The following is a 21,022-nucleotide window of genomic DNA, read 5'->3' on the forward strand; positions in this document are numbered from 1 at the left end:
TTGTAAGGTTTGATTAAGAAAAAAGAAAATTCTCATATCTATAATAAAAATATAAACAAGATTTGAGAGGAGAATAGCATGTCGTATATATTGAAAACAGTTAATCTGACGAAAGCCTTTAAAGGCAGAGAGGCTGTCTCCAGTGTGAATATTCATATCAAAAAGGGCGAAATTTACGGCTTTTTGGGTCCTAATGGATCAGGCAAGACAACGCTTATGAGGATGGCGGCAAACTTGATTAAGCCTACAGAAGGGGAAATTGAGATATTCGGAGACAAATTAACGGATAAATCATATGAAGTGCTGAAAAGAATGGGCACTATAATTGAGACTCCGGTATTTTATGAAAAGCTTACAGCCAGAGAGAATCTGGAGCTCCATTGCGAGTATATGGGATATTATGACAAGGGGGCGGTTGATAAAGCCTTTGAACTGGTAAATTTAAAAGATATAGAGAAAAAACCAGTTAAGGAGTTTTCCCTTGGTATGAAGCAAAGACTAGGGATTGCGAGGGCCATTACCACCAAGCCTGAATTCCTGATGCTGGATGAGCCTATCAATGGATTGGATCCAATAGGAATTAGGGAGGTCAGAAACCTGTTTAAAATTCTAAATAAGGAATATGGAATAACCTTGCTGATTTCCAGCCATATTTTAGGAGAAATTGAGCAGATAGCCGATACAATAGGAGTTATAAACAACGGACGGCTATTGAAGCAGGTATCTATGGAAAGTATACGGGAGGAAGATTCAGAATATCTGGAGATAACCACAAATAACTGTAAGGGAGCGGCATATGTTCTGGAAAATGACCTTGGGATAACTAACTTCAGGGTCATTGAAAACAACTGTATAAGGATATATGGATCAAGCATTCCGCAAAGCGAGCTGTCTAAGACGCTTATACTGAAGGATATTGCTATTGACAGCATAAACAGGAAGGATGTCTCTTTGGAGGACTATTTTATGAAAATATTGAACGGGGGTGGCATAAGTGCTTAAACTAATAGAGCTTGAAATAAAAAAGTTTAAATTGTCGAGATTTATAAAAGGAGTATTAATAGCAGATTTAATTATTGCAGGCGTTGTAGTATTAATAATGTTTGGAGAGAGAGCTGAAAACAGAGTTGCATTTGAGGATTATCGAACGGCTGCTTTTATTATCGGAGCCTTTGTTAAAATGACGTTTACCATTTTTGCGGCTGTCATCCTTTCAAAAATTGTTATAGGGGAGTATAAGAGCAATACCATAGGAGTGCTGTTTATGTACCCTATAAGCCGCAAAAGGCTGATTGCGGCGAAGCTGGCTGTAGTTATGATATTTACATTCCTCAGTATATTTTTATCAGATATTTTTATAGGCTTTGTCATTTATGTTATAGGCTTATGGCATGATCTCATCCCGGTTGTACTAACAGCGGCAGATATTGCAGGCTTTTTGAGAAATTCCCTTGTGGATGCGGCGGCCTATATGGGTGTGGCACTTGCTCCGCTGTATTTCGGCATGAGGAAGAAATCTACGTCCGCTACGATTGTGTCCTCGGTGATTATATGCTCTGTTTTAAACTCCGGCAGCGGGGACTTTTCGCTGGGATCGATTATTATAATACCTATTTTATTAGCTGTAGCGGGAGTGGTTGTTGCATATCTGACCATTAGAAATATAGACAGTAAGGATATAATGGTTTAGCTGCAGCTGCCCGTGTATCATTCAAGTATTTCCAGAAAGCCTCCTGCGTCGGTTAAATCGCGGAAAAGGTAATCGGGCTGGTGAGCACAAAGCTCCTCATAGCTGTGCCAGCCTGTTGCCACCGCAATGCTTTTCACCTTGAGCTTTTTTCCGCATTCTATGTCTTTAGGGGTATCGCCTATTATGTATATATCCTCATTTTTAAAATCAACACCGAAATGCTGTTTTGAATTTTGCACAGCCTGCCGGATAACCTTCCACCTCTCCATTTCTATGTTCCCAAAGCCGCCCACTGGAAAGTAACGGTTCAAATTATTGCAAGAAAGCTTTATTCTCGCAGCTTTTTCCATATTTCCCGTACCCAGAGCATTGAAGACGTGCTTCATTTCAGAGATTGCCGAAAGCAGGGAGGATATTCCCGGAGCCGTTATATCATTATTGAGTGAGGAAATATTTTCAGCCAGATATTCACAATACCTTTCACAAAACAGGGAGGGGTCTTTATCTTCTATGCCGTGTACCGAAAAGACATCTTTTATAATTGTCCCGTCAATTGCTCCCGCCATATTAACAGTGCGGAAGGCTTCCTTTATACCGTACATATCCAAGAAGGCTTTGTCCATGGCATTCTTCCCAAGCCCTCCGGCCTGTATAAGCGTGCCGTCTATGTCCCATACCAGGAGTACATTTCTCATGCTTCACCTCTTTTGCAGATTATACTCTAAGAATGCATTGGTTAAATATACAAAACACATTTATAAGCATTATATATCAATGCTTTATAAATATCTATTATTTCAGCTTTATTACGCCGGATATTTATGATAAAATTTATATTAATAAAAATTCGGAGGGTGGCTTTTGAATACTCCCATATACAATGCGGCAATGGAATATTCGTGCTCTGATCCCGTGCCCTTCCATATGCCGGGGCACAAGCTGGGGGCCGGACTGCCGGGAGGCTTTGCAAGCAATATCCCTCTCTTGGACTTGACGGAAATACCCGGTACAGACAACCTTCACAATGCCAGCGGGGTTATCTTAAAAGCACAGCAATTGGCGGCACAAGCCTTTGGCGCTGATGAAACCTTTTTCCTTGTAAATGGTTCTACCTGCGGAATACATGCGATTATTTCCACCGTCTGCAGTGAGGGGGACAAGCTTATTGTATCAAGGGACTGCCATAAATCGGTGCTGAATGCAATGATTCTTTTCGGGGTGCGGCCCGTATATATGGGACTTGAGTTTGACAGGCTGTGCGGCATTTCCACCGCTGTAATCCCGGAGCGCGTGGAGGAGGCGCTGAGGCTGCATCCGGATGCGTCCGGCGTGCTTATTACAAGGCCCAACTATTATGGAGTGTGCTCCGATATAGAGGCAATAGCAAGTATAGTGCATTCATACGGAAGGATACTTGCAGTAGATGAAGCACATGGGGCACATCTGGCTTTTGCTCCGTGCCTTCCCATATGTGCCATGGAGGCAGGCGCCGATATTTGCGTTCAGAGCGCGCATAAGACCTTGCCTGCGCTGACACAGGGAGCATATCTGCACGTGAAGGGGGGGAGGATTGACAGGGACAGGCTGAGATTCAACCTTGGGCTGCTTCAGACAAGCAGTCCCTCATATGTAATCATGTCGTCGCTTGATGTGGCAAGAGAAATAATGCATACGGGTGCTCCGCATCTCATGGAGGGTGTTGCCGATAACGTCGGCAGGCTCCACGGCCTTATAAATGAGCTTGAGGGGATGGCCTTTATTACGGAGGATATGCTGGAGTATGGAAAAAAGGACCCTACCCGTATTGTAATAAACATGAGGAACTTAGGTAAAACGGGATTTGAAACAGGTGAAATTTTAAGAGACAGCTACAATATTCAGGTGGAAATGGCTGATTTTTATAACATCGTATGCATAGCAACAGTGTCTGACAGGTGGGAGCACTATGAAAGGCTGTATTGCGCACTTAAGGATATGAACTATAAATTTAAGGATTTGCCCGCTTTGGCCGATACAAATATAACAGAAATAATTATTCCTCCTAAGAAAATGGAGCCGGCCGAAGTCATGTGCAAAAAAACTGTAAGAGTGGGACTGCATGAAGCTGCCGGTAAGGTCTGTGCATGTGCCGTAACACCATATCCTCCCGGTGTGCCTGTAATTTGCCCTGGAGAAGTATTTGTGGGGGAGGCTGTTGAATATATATATAATATACTGGACAGCGGCGGAATTGTTAACGGACTGAGTGAAAAATATGAGGTAAGCGTTGTTAAATAATATGCTATAATTACTATATAGGATGCAATAAAGATTTTACAAACATGGAGGATATAATTGCTTACAGAAATTTTTAACTACAACGAAAAGACGCCTTGCGGGGAAATGTCTCACGGGTAAGTCATCAGGCGCTTTTCTTAGATGTATTCCTTACGGGTGAAAAAATTTCTTCCATCAAACTATATCCCCCATGTAAAATCTTTATTGCTAAATATATAATAATAATAATGCAAATGCACATACGCTTTTGGGGGAATATTATGAAAAAGGGCTTGTTTATAACTGTAGAGGGCATGGATGGCTCCGGGAAAACAACCCAGATTGAATTGATGAGCTCGTATTTAAAGGATAAGGGCTATGAGGTTGTTTTAACGAGAGAGCCCGGTGGTACAATAATAGGTGAGAAGATACGCAATATAATACTTGATCCTCACAACTCCGGTATGTGCGATGCCGCAGAAATGCTTTTATATGCTTCTGCCAGGGCGCAGCTTGTGAGGGAAGTCATAAAGCCTTCGGTGGACAGTGGCAAAATCGTAATATGTGACAGGTTTGCCGATTCGAGCTATGTCTATCAGGGATTTGGAAGAGGCATTGATTTTAAGGCTATAGAGGATGCTAACAGAGCGGCGCTTGATGGTGTTTCACCCGATATCACCATATTTTTGGATATAAGGCCCGAGCTTGCACTCGGAAGAAGGCTTGCCGCCACGGGTGCCGACAGGATAGAAAATGAGAAAATAGAGTTCCACCTGAGGGTTTACTCGGGATATAAAAAGCTGGCTTCACTGTACTGCGACAGGATTAAAGCTGTTGACAGCAGCAGGAGCATAGAGGATATTGCACAGGACATAAGGGTATTGCTGGATGGACTTCTTTTATAGTGTAGATTAACTAATTATTCTAAAAGAAAGGCTGGTGTTATTTTCTATGAAGCTTGTTTTTGCGGTTATCCATGATGAGGACGGACATAAGGTGATGGATGAGCTTAATAAGAATGGGTTCAGTGTAACCAAGCTTTGTTCCACAGGAGGATTCTTAAGGGCTGGAAACACAACACTTTTAACGGGGGTTGATGAGGACAAGGTCAATGATGTAATAGCCATCATAGAAAAGAAATCAAAGAGCAGGAAGCAGGTTATTAACTCCTCCATGCCTCCTAACGGAATGAACGGCATGTTTATGCCTTATCCCGTAGAGGTAGTGGTAGGAGGAGCAACTGTTTTTGTACTGGATGTTGAAAGGTTTGAAAAGGTGTAGCGGGGTCTTTTTACAAAAGAGATCTCCTTGCAATATGTTCAAACAAATATGTGTAGGATGTGAGTTTTATGAAGGTAGGCGAAAATCTTGGCAAGTCTTCTGGTATAGCGGGAACTGTGGCCAAGGAGGAAAAAAAGGTTCTAAACAGCAGGGAATCAGCTTTTCAAAGCCAGATAAGGCGTATTGAGGGGCAGGACCATGAACAAAGGATCCGGGAGCTGGCGTTAAAAATCTCAGAGCAGGGAGAAAAACTAGGCAAGAAGGTTGATATAAGGGAACTAAAGGTATATAAGAAGCTTATTTCGGAGTTTTTGGATGAAGCTGTGAACAGCTCCCGCAAGTTTTCAAAGGAAAGCTTTTTAGACAGAAGGGGAAGGTTTAAGGTCTATGCGACGGTTAAAAAAATAAATTCCGAGCTTGAGGAGCTTACCGAGCAGGTGTTAAAGGAAGAAAAGGATAACATAAAGATATTGAAGAGAATTGATGATATACGGGGCTTGATAATGGATCTGACCATATAGGGATAGATCCATTATCATAGACGTTTGCATGGTAAAAGTGGCCGGAGTGCGTCACGAAAATAGCTTATGAGGTGTTTGGATTGAGCTTTAACAATATAACAGGCCAGAGAGAAGTGATTGACGGACTTGCTTTTTCAATAAAAAATGACAGGGTGGCACACGCATATGTCTTTACCGGTCCTAAGGGGATAGGAAAAAGAACGGTGGCAAAGCTTTTTGCCGGAATGCTTCTTTGCACCTGCAGGACCGATATGGCAAGCTGCGCCAATTGTCCGTCCTGCAGCACCTATATGGAGGGCTCAAACCCTGACTTTTTTGTTATTGAGAGGGAAAATTCGGCGATAGGAATAGAGGAGATACGTGGAATCCAGAGCAGTATACTTGTAAAGCCTTTGTACTCTGAAAAGAAGGTTTATGTTATTGCCGATGCGGAAAATATGACGGTGCAGGCTCAGAACTGCCTGCTCAAAATACTTGAGGAGCCGCCGCCCTACGCCGTTATAATACTTACTGCGTCCAATTACAAGGCGCTTATGGAGACTATACGCTCAAGAACCCTGCGATATAATTTCAGAAAGAATACACCTCAAGAGGTAAGAACGGTATTGGCGGACAGGCTTGGAGAGAATAATCCAAGGCTTGACTTTCTGGCCGCTTATGCAGACGGAGTAATAGGGGCTGCCCTTCAAATAGCGGACTCAGAGGAATTTGCTTCCTTAAGGGATTCCGCGGTGGATGTTTTTATGAGGCTTTCGGCAAAAGCTTCTCTTTCAGGTGTATTCCGTGAATATGATTTTTTTGAAAGCAATAAGGAGAGCGCAAACGTAATTTTTGACGCGATGCTGCTGTTTTGCAGAGATCTGCTGGTGTATAAAAATACCGGAAAAGAAAACATGTTGATTAATTCAGACAAAAGGGATATCATATTAAATAGTGCGCATAAGTTTACGTCTCAAAAGCTGGTAAACAGTATTGAGGAAATAGAAAAGGCACGTAGAAGCATAGCTCAGAATGCAAGCTTTCAGCTATCCGTGGAAGTAATGCTTATGAAGCTGCAGGAGGAATACAGTTAATGGTAAAGGTAGTGGGTGTGAGATTTAAGAAGGCGGGGAAGATATACTATTTTGACCCCGGAGACTTTGAGATACAGTTGAATTCAAATGTAATAGTCGAAACGGCAAGAGGCATAGAGTATGGACTTGTCGTGGTGCCTAACAGGGATGTGCCGGACGAGGAAATAGTCGCTCCTCTTAAAAAGGTAATCAGAATTGCCACCGAGGAGGACGGAAAGCACGCTGAGGACAATGACAGAAGGGAAAAAGAAGCGTTTGACATATGCCTGCAGAAGATAAGGGCGCATAATTTAAATATGAAATTAATAGATGTGGAATATACCTTTGACAACAATAAGGTATTGTTTTACTTTACAGCCGATGGAAGGGTGGATTTCAGGGAGCTGGTAAAGGATCTGGCCGCAGTTTTCAAAACCAGAATAGAGCTAAGGCAAATAGGTGTGAGAGATGAGTCCAAAATGATGGGAGGAATAGGGATCTGCGGAAGGGTGCTTTGCTGCAAATCCTTTCTTGGAGAATTTCAGCCGGTATCCATAAAAATGGCCAAGGAGCAGGGGCTTTCATTAAATCCCACCAAAATTTCAGGCACCTGCGGGAGGCTGATGTGCTGCCTTAAATATGAGCAGGATGCCTATGATGAAATACTGAGGAGAGTGCCTAAGGTGGGAGCTATCGTGGAGACACCGGAGGGAAATGGAACGGTAATGGCGGTAAGCCTGCTTAAGGAAATGCTTAAGGTAAAGCTGGATAAGGTCAATGAGACGGATTTGAAGCTATACAATTCAAGTGAGGTAAGGGTAATAAAGGATGTTGCCCGTGAGGATTACGGGGATATAGATATTGAGGTTCTAAAGCAGCTCGAGGACTAAATAATGAGCTTTGGGCTTGATATGTTAAAAACAATTTAAAAATAAAAAAAAGGTTTTCATATTAAAGCTTTAATGATAGAATAATATCGGTAATTAGAAGTTTTATTATACAGAAAATACCAGTAGTATCAGTAATCCTTTAAGGAGGTGTTGTTATAATGGCATATGTTATAAACGAATCTTGCATTGCTTGCGGTGCATGTGAGTCGGAATGCCCCGTATCATGTATTTCGGCGGGGGACAATGTATATGTTATTGATGAGGATGTATGCATAGACTGCGGATCATGCGCTAATGTCTGTCCGGTTGATGCTCCTCAGCAGAAATAATTATATTACCAAAGGGGTCAGGTAGGAGTTAATCTTACTTGGCCTTTTTTACATGAATATAAAAGCTTTAAATAAATCAGGATGGGTGTTTTAAGCTTGAAAATAGAATTGCTTGAGAATGAACGAATTGATGATTTGCAGTATAAGGGTCTTAAAATAATACAGAAAACAAAAGGCTTTTGCTTTGGGGTAGATGCGGTGCTTCTTGCCAGCTTTGCCGATGTCAAGAGGAATGACAGAGTGGCCGACTTGGGGACAGGCACCGGCATAATATCCATACTCCTTGCGGGAAAGACTCAGGCAAAAAGCCTTTCGGGCCTTGAAATACAGCAGGAAATGGCTGAAATGGCAGGAAGAAGTGTTTTGCTTAATGACCTTCAGGACAGAGTAAGAATAATATGCGGCGATATAAAGAAAAGCCACGAATTCTTTGCTCCCTCCAGCATTGATGTGGCAGTGAGCAATCCTCCTTATATGAATAAGGGAGGGGGCTTGGTAAATCCTGATGACACAAAGGCAATATCGCGCCATGAAATTATGTGTACGCTTGAGGACGTAATAGCTGCAGGCAGCAGGATGCTGGTGCCGGGAGGACAGCTTGCCATGGTTCACAGGCCTGAGAGGCTTGTGGATATAGCTTGCCTTATGAGAAATTATGGTATAGAGCCTAAATATATAAGATTTGTCCACCCGTCACCTTACAAAAGAGCTAACCTTATACTTATAAAGGGAACCCGGGGAGGGCGGCCGCAGCTCAAAATGATGGAGCCGCTGTATATTTATGATGAAACCGGAGAGTACTCAAGGGAAATTAATGAGATTTATTGCAGAGATGAGGTTAAGAAATGAGTAAAGGCGCAATGAATAGCGGCGCAATAAATAGCGGCACGCTGTATCTTGTGGCAACGCCTATAGGTAATCTTGAAGATATTACCATAAGGGCCTTAAACATTCTTAAAGATGTGGATTTAATAGCCGCGGAGGATACAAGAGAGACAATAAAGATGCTTAACCATTTCGATATAAAAAAGCCCATGGTAAGCTATTATGAGCATAATAAGGCCGAAAAGGGAAATTATCTGATCCGGCTGCTTCTCGAGGGAAAGAACATTGCGGTGGTATCGGATGCAGGAACTCCGGGGATATCCGATCCGGGAGAGGACCTGGTAAGGCTGGCTGTGCAGAGCAATATAAAGGTGAGCATGGCTCCGGGGCCCGTTGCCGCAATTATGGGGCTGGTATTGTCGGGAATGCCCACAGGGCGCTTTGTGTTTGAGGGCTTTCTGCCCATGAATAAGAAGCAGAGGAAGCAAAGAATTTCTGACCTTAAGGATGAAACCAGAACAATAATTTTATATGAGGCACCTCATAAATTGACGCATACCTTAAACGACCTGTATGAAGCTCTGGGAGATAGGAACATAACGATTGCCAGAGAGCTGACAAAGAGGTATGAGGAGATTTTTGGCTGTACGTTGTCGCAGGCCGTGGATAAATATTCCTCTGTATCTCCAAGGGGAGAATTTGTACTCGTGCTTGAGGGTGCTGATGCCTGTGAGCTTGACATGAAGGAAAAACGCAAATGGGAGAGCATAAGCATAAGAGAGCATGTGGATATTTATATATCCGAAGGATTGGATAAGAAGGATGCAATTAGGAAAGCTGCCGACGACAGGGGAGTTAGTAAAAGGGATGTTTACAATGCCTTGCTGTAAAAAAGCCGGCGGAATTAAAATAAAAGCCTGAGCGTTAAAAATTAAAAGACACGCTTTTATCTTTAACGGTCAGACTTTTATTTTTTTTAAGTCCTTGTATTACGTCTTGTGCCTTACAGGCATAAAGTGCTTTTACCTTAATTAAAGGAAATTTGTCGTATTAAAAAGTACTAGCTCTTTAATTCCTTCATGCAGTTTGGACAGATGTTTTTACCCTTGTAGACTGTAACATCCTTGGCATCGCCACAGAATATACATGCAGGCTCGTATTTTTTGAGAATAATGGTGGCCCCGTCAACATAGATCTCCAGTGCGTCCTTTTCAGCGATGTCGAGAGTTCTTCTAAGCTCTATAGGCAATACAACTCTCCCTAATTCGTCAACTTTTCTTACAATTCCAGTAGATTTCATTTTCCTTCCTCCTAAATATTACAGTATTCGACAAAGTTCTTTAAAATCATAGTACCATAAATTCCAATAAACGTCAACAATTAATTTAAAAAAATTCAAAAAAATGTTATTGAAAACTTTCAATATGCGTATAAACCCGCATGAATAAAAGCATACAGACGTTTATTAGTAAGCATTACATATATTATATCCCAATTTTATGATGTTAAAAACAAAAAATATATAAATATATTAAATTATATATTACATATTTTAACTGGGAAAGGGGGTCTGAATACTCTGCGACATAATTCGACACATATATTAAGTGCGTAATGAACACGCGTTTATTGAATCTTCCAGCGGCTTTGCACATATAAATATATGGGGGTGTAGTATGCTTAATTATGTATGGGCTGTTATGCTCATAATGGGTTTTTTAGTGGGAATTATGAATGGAAGGGCACATGTGGTAACTCAAGCCGCAATCAGCTCGGCGAAGGATGCAATAGAGCTGTGCATAGGGCTGTTAGGTGTAATGTGCCTATGGACAGGGCTTATGAACGTAGCTGAAAAAGGCGGGCTTGTAAGGTCTATATCACGGCTTATACGGCCCGCCGTAAAATTCCTGTTTCCCGGAATACCTGACAGACATCCGGCGGTTGGGGCTATTGTAATGAACTTTACGGCCAATTTCTTAGGTCTTGGCAATGCCGCCACCCCATTGGGATTAAAGGCAATGAATGAAATGCAAAAGCTAAATTCTCGAAAGGAGACGGCTACAGATCCAATGTGCATGTTTCTTGTTTTAAATACCTCGGCAATACAGCTTGTACCTGCCACAATTATTGCGGTGAGAGCTGCGGCGGGCTCTGCCAACCCATCGGAGATTATTGTGCCCATATGGCTGGCAACCATATGCGCCAGCATTGCGGGAATAATATGCGCCAAGCTTTTGTCAAAGCTGTACGGAAGGTAAGGAAAAAAATTATGGAAATAATGAATATGCTTTCATCCTATGCCGTGCCTGTGATTTTTCTCTGCATACTTTCAATGGGAATGTATAAGGATGTAAAGGTGTACGATGTTTTTATAGAGGGGGCAAAGGAAGGAATAGCTACGATTGTTCGCATTATTCCATCTCTTGTGGGTCTCATGGTGGCTGTTGGAGTGTTCAGGGCATCGGGGGCTCTCGACCTTCTGATCCATGCCGTAAATCCCGTTGTGAGGTATCTGGGGATACCGAGCCAGACAATTCCTCTTGCGCTTCTGCGCCCTGTTTCAGGCAGTGCGTCTCTTGCATTGGTATCTGATATATTGAAGGCCAATGGGCCTGATTCCTTTGTGGGAAGAGTAGCCTCCACTATGATGGGATCTACCGAAACTATTTTTTATACCCTTGCGGTTTATTTTGGGTCGGTGGGAATTAAAAATATAAGGTATACTCTGGCGGCGGCATTATTTGCCGATTTAATCAGCGTTATGGCATCTGTATGGGTATGCACTCTGTTTTTTGGGAAATAACCGAATCGGGTTTTTTAAAGCAAAGTGTGTATATATGAATTTTGTGGGCAAACTATAGCTGATAGGTTGTTGTATCACAGCCCGCAATATTTAGACCTGCAGGGAGGATAAGCTTGACTGTTGCATATAGAGAGAGTAAGGCGAATTATAGCGGCATTAAGCCGGATATATACGAAATAATTGACCTGGAAACGGTTGAAAGGGATCTTTATAATATACTGTCCGACAGCAAAGGATGTGTCAGAGAAATGTGCAGTCATATAATGAGCGCGGGAGGCAAAAGAATAAGACCATTGCTTGTTATGTGCTGCGGTCTTGTATTCTCGCCTCAGAGTCCCGAGCTTGTACATGCCGCGTCGGCAGCGGAGCTTATACATATGGCGTCTCTTGTACATGATGATATCATAGATGAATCGTGTATGAGGAGAAGCAGGCCGTCCATAAATAAATTGTGGGGCAACCACTTTGCGGTATTGTGCGGGGATTACCTTTTTGCCAAGGCGTTTGGCATTTTAGCTCAGGACAGGCTTTTAAAAAGCATGAGCTATATGGTAGAGGCGGTTCAAAGCATGTGCAGGGGTGAAATATCTCAGGCCCATGACCGCCACAGCACCAGGGTGAACATGAAAAGGTACTATGAACGCATTTCGGAAAAGACCGCCATATTTTTGAAATGCTGCTGCATGTCCGGCGCCGCAGCGGCAGGAGCGGATATCAGAAGTCTTGAGGCTGTGGGAGAGTATGGGCTTAACCTTGGACTTGCATTTCAAATAGTGGATGACATCCTTGATTTCTGCGGAAATGCCGATATTATGGGAAAACCCAAGGGTGAAGATCTTTGCCAGGGAAACATTACAATACCCATAGTGCTTTTACAGAAAAATCACAAGTACGCGGAATGGATTAACGGAGTAATACAGGGAAGAGCTTACCCGGAAAATGTAATGGATGAGGTGCTTAAGGCATTGGAGGACTCAGGCGCCATTGCCGATTCCTTCCGCGCGGCGGGCAGGCATATTTCTAAAGCAAAGACAAGTCTTAAAGCACTTCCGGCTTCAAAATATACAGAGCTTCTTTTCAGACTCACCGATATTGTAAAATCAAGAATTAAATAAAAAATTCTATAATATGCTTGCAGCTCTTAAAAGCCTGCAAATATTATAATAAAACCCTGCCTTGACTCCCGATTGCGTTATGAGTCCTCTGGCCGGCCGTCTTTGCATTTTTTCAGAGGCTTTAGGGTCGGACAGATACATCGATAGAAGGCCTTTTATTACCGTCATATGGAATTCTGAATAGCAAAGCCTTGAGCAGTGCTCTGTTGATTTGCGGATAAAGTATTGCATCCTATCGCGGCAATGCGTTAAATCCCTGTAATAGCTAGTAAAATTCAGCTCCCCTTCCTGAATATCCTCCTTAAGATCTATATAGTAGTCAAGAAGTATATGCAGGCCCGAAACCCATGGGAAATATGCGCTGTCAACACTGCTTACCTCAAGGGGTGACAGCGAAGGGTCAAAGGCCAGAGCATACAGAATGAAAATGCCGAGTGTTGAGCCTGCCGCTGCGGAATATTCCCAGTAGCTTATGCCGCGGTATTCTGAAAGATTAGCTTCTGCCCATTCTCTCAGGCGCTTTTCCCTGACTGAAGAGCTGAGATGCTTAAACGACTGCATCTCAGAATAACGCCTTGCATAATCCCTTATTTTATCTTTTACCAGATGATACGAGGGCAGCCCCGACAACTGACTTTTAGCCTGCATTACAAGCTTTGTCAAATAGCCGCCGTCATTTTTATATGGGTAGTGCTTGTAATAGTCGCAGGCGGGGCTGTCGGGAGTAACGGCGTCAGACAGCGACAGGTGGAGAGTGAGAAAGGCTTCTTCGTCATAGACTCCCGCTCTGTCGCACAGGTTGTCAAGGTAATCGCTTATTGTCTGGATAGATACAATAAATTTTATTGCCTTTTTGGTATCTATGCCGGGATACAGTGCATAAATACTTCCGCCCTGACAGTGGAATTTTTTATCCCGTATGCTTGCCGCAGCCTGATTCAGCAGCATTTGATCGCCTGCATCCGCGCAGGCTTTTTTCCACCGGCACAGCTCCTCGTCAACCTGAGGGAAAATATCCCTTACATATTTAGATATAAGCTTCATTCCTCTGTCATATTTCTTATTAATACCGGCCTTCCACCCTTCTGCTTTTTTTACTTAACCATATTATGTAGCGATAAAGATTTTACATAGAGGATATAACTTGATGTAAGCAATTATATCCTCTATGTTTGTAAAATCTTTATCGCGTCCTATATATGTAATACCCTTGAAAAAATCAATCCGAATATGTATAGTATTACTATACATTGTAAAGGAGCATTTATATTATGAGCAATAAAAAGTTTTATATTACAACACCCATATATTATCCCAGCGGAAAGCTTCATATAGGGCATTCCTATACAACCGTTGCTGCAGATGCCATGTCAAGATATAAAAGGCTTAAGGGGTATGATGTCATGTTCCTTACAGGTACCGATGAGCATGGGCAGAAAATTCAGAGAAAGGCTGAAGAGAGGGGTATTACCCCCAAGCAGTATGTTGATGAGATAGTAGAGGGAATAAAAGACTTATGGAAGCTTATGAAAATTACGAATGACAGGTTTATAAGAACTACCGACAGGTACCATGAGGAAGTGGTTCAAAAAATATTTAAAAAGCTTTTTGATCAGGGAGATATATATAAAAGTGAATATGAGGGGTGGTATTGCACACCCTGCGAATCCTTCTGGACAAAGACGCAGCTTGTGGACGGGAAATGCCCCGACTGTGGGCGTGAGGTGGAGCTGACAAAGGAGGAAAGCTATTTTTTCAGGCTGTCCAAATATCAGGACAGGTTAATTAAGCATATAGAGGACAACCCTGATTTTATACAGCCCGTTTCAAGGCAGAATGAAATGCTGAACAACTTTTTAAGGCCGGGGCTGGAGGATTTGTGCGTATCCAGAACAACCTTCAACTGGGGAATTCCCGTCACGTTTGATGAAAAGCATGTTGTGTATGTATGGATTGATGCGCTATCCAACTACATTACCGCCATGGGGTATATGGGAGATAATGAGGACGATTACATAAAATACTGGCCTGCTGATGTGCATCTTGTGGGGAAGGAAATTGTGCGTTTTCATACAATTATATGGCCTGCAATGCTTATGGCTCTGGGACAGCCTCTGCCCAAGCAGATATTCGGGCATGGATGGCTGCTTTTGGACGGAGGAAAGATGTCCAAGTCAAAGGGCAATGTAGTAGACCCCGAAATACTGATACAAAAGTACGGGCTTGATTCAATAAGGTATTTTCTCTTAAGGGAGGTACCCTTTGGCTCTGACGGCATATTTTCAAATGAGGCGCTTATAAACAGGATAAACTCCGATCTGGCAAATGATTTGGGAAATCTCGTAAGCAGGACGGTAGCCATGATAGACAAGTATTTCGGAGGAAGGATTCCTTCTGTCCGGGCTGACGGGGATTTTGACTCCGAGCTTAGGGCGGTTGTGGCATCAATGCCTCAAAGGGTAGAGGCGCTGATGGATAAAATGCAATTCAGCTCTGCTCTTACCGAAATATGGGCGGCTGTTTCCAGAACAAACAAATATATTGATGAGACAATGCCGTGGGCGCTCGCAAAGGATGAGACAAAGTCGGCAAGGCTTGCAGGCGTAATGTATAACCTTGCGGAGAGTATAAGAATAATATCCGTGCTGCTTCAGCCGTTTATGGTGGAAGCTCCGGCGAAAATATGGGCACAGCTTGGAATAGAGGAGGGCACTCTTACCTCATGGGATGAGGGCAAGGTATGGGGGCTTTACCCGGAAGGAATTTCAGTAAATAAGGGAGATATAATCTTTCCCAGAATAGATTTAAAAAAGGAAATGGAAGAGCTCGAAAAAATGTCGGAGGCCGGGGCGCCTGAAAAGCAGGATAAAGCCGCAGTCAAGGAGAAGTCTTCAGACTCTTTACAGCGAGACATGATCTCCATAGAGGATTTCTCCAAAATAGACTTAAGGGTTGCCAAGGTGCTGGAGGCGGAGAAGGTGGAAGGAGCGGATAAGCTGCTTAAGCTTAAGCTTCAGGTGGGAGACGAGGTTAGGCAGGTTGTATCCGGAATTGCTAAGAGCTATTCTCCCAAGGATATGGTGGGAAAGCATATAATACTTGTTGCAAATCTAAAGCCTGTAAAGCTAAGGGGAATAGAATCACAGGGAATGATCCTTGCGGCTTCCGATGACAAGGAGCTGGTGCTGGCAACTGTTGACGGCATTATCGGAAGCGGAACAAGGGTAAGATAGAGTTAGCCCTGCGTTAAGCTCTTCTCACGGTATCACCGCAAGAAGGGCTTAACGCAGGGCCTATGCCGGAATAAAAAGATTTGTCGCTATATTAAATTTGATATATAATATATTTATAGCCAGCGCGTTTTGGCTCGTTATCTATAAATACCGGTAAGGAGAATATTTATGCTGTTTGATTCACATGCACATTATGACGATCTTAAGTTTGATGCAGACAGGAACAGTGTAATTGAAAGGGCCAGAGAAGCAGGAGTTTCATATATATTAAATGCTTCCTCAAACATGTCGTCGGCAGTTGAAACTGTTTCTATCGCACAGGAATTTGATTTTATTTATGCTGCTGTGGGAATTCATCCCCATAACGTTCATGAAATTAATGAAAATATATTAAACGCCATACGGGATTTTGCATCTGACCATAAGGTTGTCGCAATAGGTGAAATAGGCCTTGACTATTACTATGATACCTGCCCGAGGGATTTGCAGAAGCACTGGTTTGCCAGACAGCTGGGCCTTGCTAAGGAGCTTGGGCTGCCTGCAATTATTCATGACAGGGAAGCCCATGAGGACACTCTGGATATAATTAAGAGCGAGAACTCTAAGGAGACGGGAGGAGTTTTTCATTGCTATTCAGGCAGTGTTGAAATGGCACGTGACGTTCTTGACAACAATTTTTATATTTCTATTGGGGGAGCGGTAACCTTCAAAAATGCAAGGAAAGCAATTGAGGTTGTAAATTATGTCCCAATGGACAGGCTTCTTATTGAAACCGATTGCCCTTATATGACTCCCGAGCCTTATAGAGGAAAGAGAAATGATTCCGGGTATATAGGTCTTGTGGCGCAAAAAATAGCGGATATAAAGGGTCTTACATATGAGCAGGTAGCTTGCGCAACAACCGAGAACGCAAAAAGGCTGTTTAATATAAATGCCTGAAGCTTAAATGTGGGGTGGATTATGAAAAAACTTGTGCTGGTTCTGGTATGCACTATTCTTATGACTGTGTTTTTGGCATTTAATTACCTTCTGTGGGACAAAAAGCAGAATACCGAGAGTCTTAAAACTCTTGAATATTCAAATGAGAATAAGGATGCTACTATTGACGCTCTGGGGAGGCAGATTAAAAATCTTGAGGACTCGGCAAGAGACTTAGAGAGCCGTGTTAATGTGCTTGAGGGCAGCAACAGCGAGCTGCAGAAGGAAAAGGATGAGCTGATAAAAAAGCAGGCTGAGTATGAAAAGCTTCTAAAGGAGAAGAGTGACATAATTGATGTGCTTAAGAGCCAGATGGATCTGAAGCCCTTGGAGACAGCCGTAAGGCATTGGGTACAGGGCATAGACGAGGGGCAGTATGACATTTCATATAAGCTGGAGGCGGAGCATTTTAAGGAAAATGGAGACATATTAAGTCAGGCCGAATATGCGGACAGGTATAAAAAAATTATTAACAGTATAAAGCTTAAGTCAATAAAGCTTCAAGCACAGGAAAGCGGCAATGAGGCGGCAAACGGACGTATAGCTCTTGAGGCTGAGCTTGAAGTCGGTCTGGCGCAAGGGGCCGGCGAGTCGGAGTATTCCGAGGGAGTGAACAAAAGATTCTTTGAAATGACCTTTGACAAGGCAAAAAATCTTTGGCTTATTTCCGGCATCTCTGCATGATATGCAAGGCTTTATCACCAATTTACCTCCGGGACATATAATGGTTAGTGTAATAACAGAAAATTATGTTCCGGAGGTATTTTTATGAAGGAAGAAAAGAAGATAAAGGAAGATATTGACATGAACATGAATATGGGTATTGAGCATATGGGACAAACACCGCCTGTAAGCCAGATGCCCTCCATGAATTCAGCTCAGCCCGCCGAACAGATGCCTAACATGGCTCAAATGCCGTCCATGAATCAGATGCCTGCTATGGCACCCATGCCAAATATGGCACAGATGCCGTCCATGAATCAGATGCCCGGTATGGCACCCATGCCAAATATGGCGCAGATGCCGTACATGAATCAGATGCCCGGAATGGTGCCCATGCCTAATATGGCACAGATGCCAGCTATGAATCAGATGCCCGGAATGATGCCCATGCCCAATATGGGACACATGCCATACATAAGCCATATGCCAAACATGGCTCCCATGCCATACATGGGACAAATGCCAAATATGGAGCAAACGGCCTCCATGAATCAAATGCCAAACATGGAGCAGATGCCATCTATGAATCAAATGCCAAACATGGAGCAGATGCCATCTATGAATCAAATGCCAAACATGGAGCAGATGCCATCTATGAATCAAATGCCAAATATGGCACCCATGCCGTACATGGCACAGATGCCTGACATGAATCCCATGCATGGCATGAATTATATGCCCGTTATGGGTCAAATGCCCAATATGGCGCCCATGCCCAATATGGGGCAGATGCCGGCTATGCATCAGATGCCTGGTATGGAGTATATGCCCAATATGGCATCCATGCCGTATATGAATCAGATGCCAAATGTGCCGTGTCCTTTTATGAATATGCAGCAGCCTATGATGTATGGGCAGCCAGCGGATAATTCAATCCATGATCCGTATATGAACAATATGATGAACCCGTATATGGGGCCTCAATATTAAAAACAGGGTACATAGAAGACAGGTGCTGTAAGTGCCTGTTTTTTTGTGTGCGCGGGAGGTATCATCTTTTAACATAGTCTGAACAAGATTAAAGGATGAAGGGACGAATCATGTTCAGACTGCTTAAAAATGATTTGAAGCTTGCCGTAATTTTAATTCTGAGATTTTTAATTTACAGGTATAATATATTAGTCTTAAGAGAATACTTGAGATACAAGGATAATTATGGAAATAAATTTGACAGACATTTCTTTTTGCAATAAAATGTCTACAGTCCCTTGTAATATTTTAAACAGGAGGTTGGTTGATGATACCACTTGCGAAAAATATTAAAAGGTATTTTTCATTTAAAGAGATAACGGTTGTACTAATTGCGGTTATAATATCCGTATCCGCCGGAGTGGGAGTTTTTTTAAACTTAAAAAAGGAAGTTTCAATTAATGTGGATGGCAAGGCCACATTGTTAAAAACAATGAAAAATACCGTAAGAGAAGTGCTGGAACAAAGTGGAACAGAGCTGGGGAGCGATGATTATATTAATTTGCCGCTCGACGGAAAGCTGCAAAAGATGAAAAGAAACGAAATATACATAAAGAGAGCAGTGCCGATTTATGTGACTGTTGACGGCGGGCAGAAGAAGCTGATGGCTTATGAGGGTACGCTGGGAGAGGTTCTTGCCAAAAATTCTATAGCATTATCCGATAAGGATAAGCTGGTAGGTGCGGAGCTTGGAACTGAAATATCCAAGGATTTGAGCGTACGCATAATCAGGGTTCAGGAGGAAATGGTTACGGAAAAGGTCGCTGTTCCGTACAAGGTAGTTACCAAGAATAACGATCGCATAGACAAGGGCAAGCAGTTAGTGGTACAGAATGGAAAGGAGGGCATAAGAGAAAAGCTTTTCAAGGTGATTATGGAGGATGGAAAGCAGGTAGTAAAGGAGCTTGTAAAGGACAGCGTTGCTGTTGCACCGGTGAATAAAATTATAGAAAACGGTACGGTTCTCAACTTCAAGACATCAAGGGGAGAGGTCGTGCGCTATAAAAAACAGATAACAATGAAGGCAACGGCTTATACGGCCTCCTATGCTGACACCGGGAAGAATCCCGGAGACGCAGGCTTTGGAATAACATATACCGGAAGAAAGGTCAAAAAAGGGATTGTTGCTGTGGACCCCAAGGTCATACCCTTAGGTAGCAGGCTGTATATTGAAGGCACAGGGCGGACTGCCGACTATGGCTTTGCCGTGGCTGCCGACATAGGCGGCGCAGTAAAGGGAAACATAATAGACCTTTATTTTGAAAGCAGTGAGGAGGTCCGTAAGTGGGGACGTAAAACCGTAAAGGTGTATGTGCTTACAAGCTGATATAAGGAGACAAGCAAATTCAATGTGAATTTGGGCTTGCTTTAAATGCAGGCATTTATAAGGGACTTTAATGTTGGCCGGAATTTTGTATTCCGGCTAATTGTTTTCTTAAAAATTACATATGAAGGGCGTACTTATGGACAATATAAAAGGCATTATAAGAAAAAATAATATAAGGCTTACAAAAGCTCTGGGACAAAACTTTCTTAATGATGAAGGCATAGTTAACAGGATAGTGGACGCTGCCGATGTTGGGAAGGAGGATGTGGTAATTGAAATAGGCCCGGGAATAGGCAGCATGACGCATGAGCTGTGCAAAAGGGCGGGAGAGGTTTTTGCGGTAGAGATAGACGCACGCCTCATACCAGTGCTGGCGCAGAACTTGAAGGGGTTTTCCAACCTGCATATAATAAATAATGATGTCATGAAGCTGGACTTAAAAAGGGATATAATAAGCTTGCTGAGTCCGGAGCGGAAGCCGGAGGCTGTTAAGGTTGCCGCCAATCTGCCTTACTATATAACCACTCCCATAATAATGAAGCTTTTGGAAGAGAATCCGGGAATAGATTCTATGGTGTTCATGGTTCAGAAGGAGGTAGCGGAGAGAATGACTGCCGCCCCCGGAGGAAAGGATTATGGTGCGTTATCTCTTGCAGTTCAGTACTATTCCCGCCCGAGGGCTGTTTTTGATGTCCCCCCCCACTGCTTTATACCTCAGCCCGGGGTTTACTCAACTGTAATCAGGCTGGATATTTTTAAGACTCCTCCCGTTACGGTAAAGAGTGAGGAGCTGTTTTTCAAAATAGTTAAGGCTGCTTTCGGGCAGAGAAGAAAGACACTTTTAAATGCTCTCAGCAACTCGGGGTGCCTTGCACAGGGCAAGCAAGACATCAGGCAGGTATTGGAGGATACAGGCATAGGGGAAAGCCGCCGGGGTGAAACTCTCAGCATAGAACAGTTTGCGCAGCTATCAAATGCTTTTTTTGAAAAAGGCAATTCTTTATAAAAATAAAATAAAAAAACCTCCTTG

At 42.9% G+C, this 21,022-nt stretch carries 23 protein-coding genes; 20 read left to right on the forward strand and 3 right to left on the reverse strand.

Annotation, left to right across the window (positions count from 1 at the left end; genetic code table 11):
• Positions 1-78 precede the first annotated feature (78 nt).
• Positions 79-1,002, forward strand: coding sequence for an ABC transporter ATP-binding protein (locus tag DFR58_RS05560; RefSeq protein WP_114296827.1), 924 nt, complete (start codon positions 79-81; stop codon positions 1,000-1,002).
• Positions 995-1,690: an ABC transporter permease gene (locus DFR58_RS05565; RefSeq protein ID WP_114296828.1), complete on the forward strand. Its 696-nt coding sequence runs from the start codon at positions 995-997 to the stop codon at positions 1,688-1,690. The genes DFR58_RS05560 and DFR58_RS05565 overlap by 8 nt, the downstream gene beginning before the upstream one ends.
• A gap of 17 nt (positions 1,691-1,707) precedes the next feature.
• Here DFR58_RS05565 and DFR58_RS05570 read toward each other — a convergent pair whose 3' ends face one another.
• Positions 1,708-2,385, reverse strand: coding sequence for an HAD family hydrolase (locus DFR58_RS05570; protein WP_114296829.1), 678 nt, complete (start codon positions 2,383-2,385; stop codon positions 1,708-1,710).
• 166 nt (positions 2,386-2,551) lie between these two features.
• On the opposite strand from DFR58_RS05570, the gene DFR58_RS05575 reads away from it, so the two are divergent.
• The 9 genes from DFR58_RS05575 to rsmI all read left to right on the forward strand — a co-directional run bounded on the left by DFR58_RS05575 (position 2,552) and on the right by rsmI (position 9,734).
• Positions 2,552-3,967, forward strand: coding sequence for an aminotransferase class I/II-fold pyridoxal phosphate-dependent enzyme (locus tag DFR58_RS05575; protein ID WP_114296830.1), 1,416 nt, complete (start codon positions 2,552-2,554; stop codon positions 3,965-3,967).
• Positions 3,968-4,227: 260 nt separating this feature from the next.
• Complete coding sequence (tmk, locus tag DFR58_RS05580; RefSeq protein WP_114296831.1) at positions 4,228-4,851, forward strand: dTMP kinase; 624 nt, start codon at positions 4,228-4,230, stop codon at positions 4,849-4,851.
• Between the two features lie 46 nt (positions 4,852-4,897).
• Positions 4,898-5,227 (forward strand): cyclic-di-AMP receptor, encoded by a 330-nt coding sequence (locus tag DFR58_RS05585; RefSeq protein ID WP_114296832.1) that lies wholly within the window; start codon positions 4,898-4,900, stop codon positions 5,225-5,227.
• 68 nt (positions 5,228-5,295) lie between these two features.
• On the forward strand, positions 5,296-5,748 hold the full coding sequence (locus DFR58_RS05590; RefSeq protein WP_114296833.1) for a YaaR family protein: 453 nt from the start codon (positions 5,296-5,298) through the stop codon (positions 5,746-5,748).
• Positions 5,749-5,828: 80 nt separating this feature from the next.
• The gene (locus tag DFR58_RS05595) at positions 5,829-6,821 is read left to right on the forward strand and encodes a DNA polymerase III subunit (RefSeq protein WP_114296834.1); all 993 of its coding nucleotides are present in this window, start codon (positions 5,829-5,831) and stop codon (positions 6,819-6,821) included.
• Positions 6,821-7,690 (forward strand): PSP1 domain-containing protein, encoded by an 870-nt coding sequence (locus DFR58_RS05600; RefSeq protein ID WP_114296835.1) that lies wholly within the window; start codon positions 6,821-6,823, stop codon positions 7,688-7,690. Before DFR58_RS05595 ends, DFR58_RS05600 begins: the two co-directional genes overlap by 1 nt.
• Before the next feature lie 158 nt (positions 7,691-7,848).
• Positions 7,849-8,019, forward strand: a complete 171-nt coding sequence (locus DFR58_RS05605) for a DUF362 domain-containing protein (protein WP_114296836.1) — start codon at positions 7,849-7,851, stop codon at positions 8,017-8,019.
• Positions 8,020-8,100: 81 nt separating this feature from the next.
• Positions 8,101-8,868, forward strand: coding sequence for a tRNA1(Val) (adenine(37)-N6)-methyltransferase (locus DFR58_RS05610; protein ID WP_114296837.1), 768 nt, complete (start codon positions 8,101-8,103; stop codon positions 8,866-8,868).
• A complete protein-coding gene (rsmI, locus tag DFR58_RS05615; protein ID WP_423230828.1) occupies positions 8,865-9,734 on the forward strand; it encodes a 16S rRNA (cytidine(1402)-2'-O)-methyltransferase in 870 nt (289 codons plus the stop codon). The genes DFR58_RS05610 and rsmI overlap by 4 nt, the downstream gene beginning before the upstream one ends.
• Positions 9,735-9,904: 170 nt before the next feature.
• Here rsmI and DFR58_RS05620 read toward each other — a convergent pair whose 3' ends face one another.
• On the reverse strand, positions 9,905-10,144 hold the full coding sequence (locus DFR58_RS05620) for an AbrB/MazE/SpoVT family DNA-binding domain-containing protein (RefSeq protein ID WP_114296838.1): 240 nt from the start codon (positions 10,142-10,144) through the stop codon (positions 9,905-9,907).
• Positions 10,145-10,520: 376 nt separating this feature from the next.
• Here DFR58_RS05620 and DFR58_RS05625 point away from each other — a divergent pair, with 376 nt between their 5' ends.
• The 3 genes from DFR58_RS05625 to DFR58_RS05635 all read left to right on the forward strand — a co-directional run bounded on the left by DFR58_RS05625 (position 10,521) and on the right by DFR58_RS05635 (position 12,762).
• Complete coding sequence (locus DFR58_RS05625) at positions 10,521-11,102, forward strand: nucleoside recognition domain-containing protein (protein ID WP_114296839.1); 582 nt, start codon at positions 10,521-10,523, stop codon at positions 11,100-11,102.
• A 20-nt stretch (positions 11,103-11,122) separates the two neighbouring features.
• The gene (locus tag DFR58_RS05630) at positions 11,123-11,647 is read left to right on the forward strand and encodes a spore maturation protein (protein WP_479722728.1); all 525 of its coding nucleotides are present in this window, start codon (positions 11,123-11,125) and stop codon (positions 11,645-11,647) included.
• Between the two features lie 113 nt (positions 11,648-11,760).
• Entirely contained in the window at positions 11,761-12,762 is a 1,002-nt protein-coding gene (locus DFR58_RS05635; RefSeq protein ID WP_114296841.1) for a polyprenyl synthetase family protein, read from the forward strand.
• Between the two features lie 6 nt (positions 12,763-12,768).
• On the opposite strand, the gene DFR58_RS05640 is transcribed toward DFR58_RS05635, so the two are convergent.
• Positions 12,769-13,806, reverse strand: coding sequence for a tetraprenyl-beta-curcumene synthase family protein (locus DFR58_RS05640; protein WP_114296842.1), 1,038 nt, complete (start codon positions 13,804-13,806; stop codon positions 12,769-12,771).
• Between the two features lie 227 nt (positions 13,807-14,033).
• Here DFR58_RS05640 and metG point away from each other — a divergent pair, with 227 nt between their 5' ends.
• From metG to rsmA, 6 genes are all read left to right on the forward strand, one after another.
• Positions 14,034-15,995 carry a methionine--tRNA ligase gene (gene metG, locus DFR58_RS05645; RefSeq protein ID WP_114296843.1) on the forward strand — a complete coding sequence of 654 codons (1,962 nt, stop codon included), beginning with the start codon at positions 14,034-14,036 and terminating at the stop codon, positions 15,993-15,995.
• Positions 15,996-16,163: 168 nt separating this feature from the next.
• On the forward strand, positions 16,164-16,934 hold the full coding sequence (locus DFR58_RS05650) for a TatD family hydrolase (RefSeq protein ID WP_114296844.1): 771 nt from the start codon (positions 16,164-16,166) through the stop codon (positions 16,932-16,934).
• Between the two features lie 21 nt (positions 16,935-16,955).
• A complete protein-coding gene (locus DFR58_RS05655; protein WP_114296845.1) occupies positions 16,956-17,657 on the forward strand; it encodes a coiled-coil domain-containing protein in 702 nt (233 codons plus the stop codon).
• Between the two features lie 84 nt (positions 17,658-17,741).
• On the forward strand, positions 17,742-18,626 hold the full coding sequence (locus DFR58_RS05660) for a polyadenylate binding domain-containing protein (protein ID WP_114296846.1): 885 nt from the start codon (positions 17,742-17,744) through the stop codon (positions 18,624-18,626).
• A gap of 307 nt (positions 18,627-18,933) precedes the next feature.
• Positions 18,934-19,992 (forward strand): 3D domain-containing protein, encoded by a 1,059-nt coding sequence (locus DFR58_RS05665; RefSeq protein ID WP_114296847.1) that lies wholly within the window; start codon positions 18,934-18,936, stop codon positions 19,990-19,992.
• 136 nt (positions 19,993-20,128) lie between these two features.
• A complete protein-coding gene (gene rsmA / locus DFR58_RS05670) occupies positions 20,129-20,998 on the forward strand; it encodes a 16S rRNA (adenine(1518)-N(6)/adenine(1519)-N(6))-dimethyltransferase RsmA (protein WP_242987407.1) in 870 nt (289 codons plus the stop codon).
• Positions 20,999-21,022 lie beyond the last annotated feature (24 nt).

Origin of the sequence: Anaerobacterium chartisolvens, assembly GCF_003337415.1 — a bacterium.
Lineage (GTDB): Bacteria > Bacillota > Clostridia > Acetivibrionales > DSM-27016 > Anaerobacterium > Anaerobacterium chartisolvens.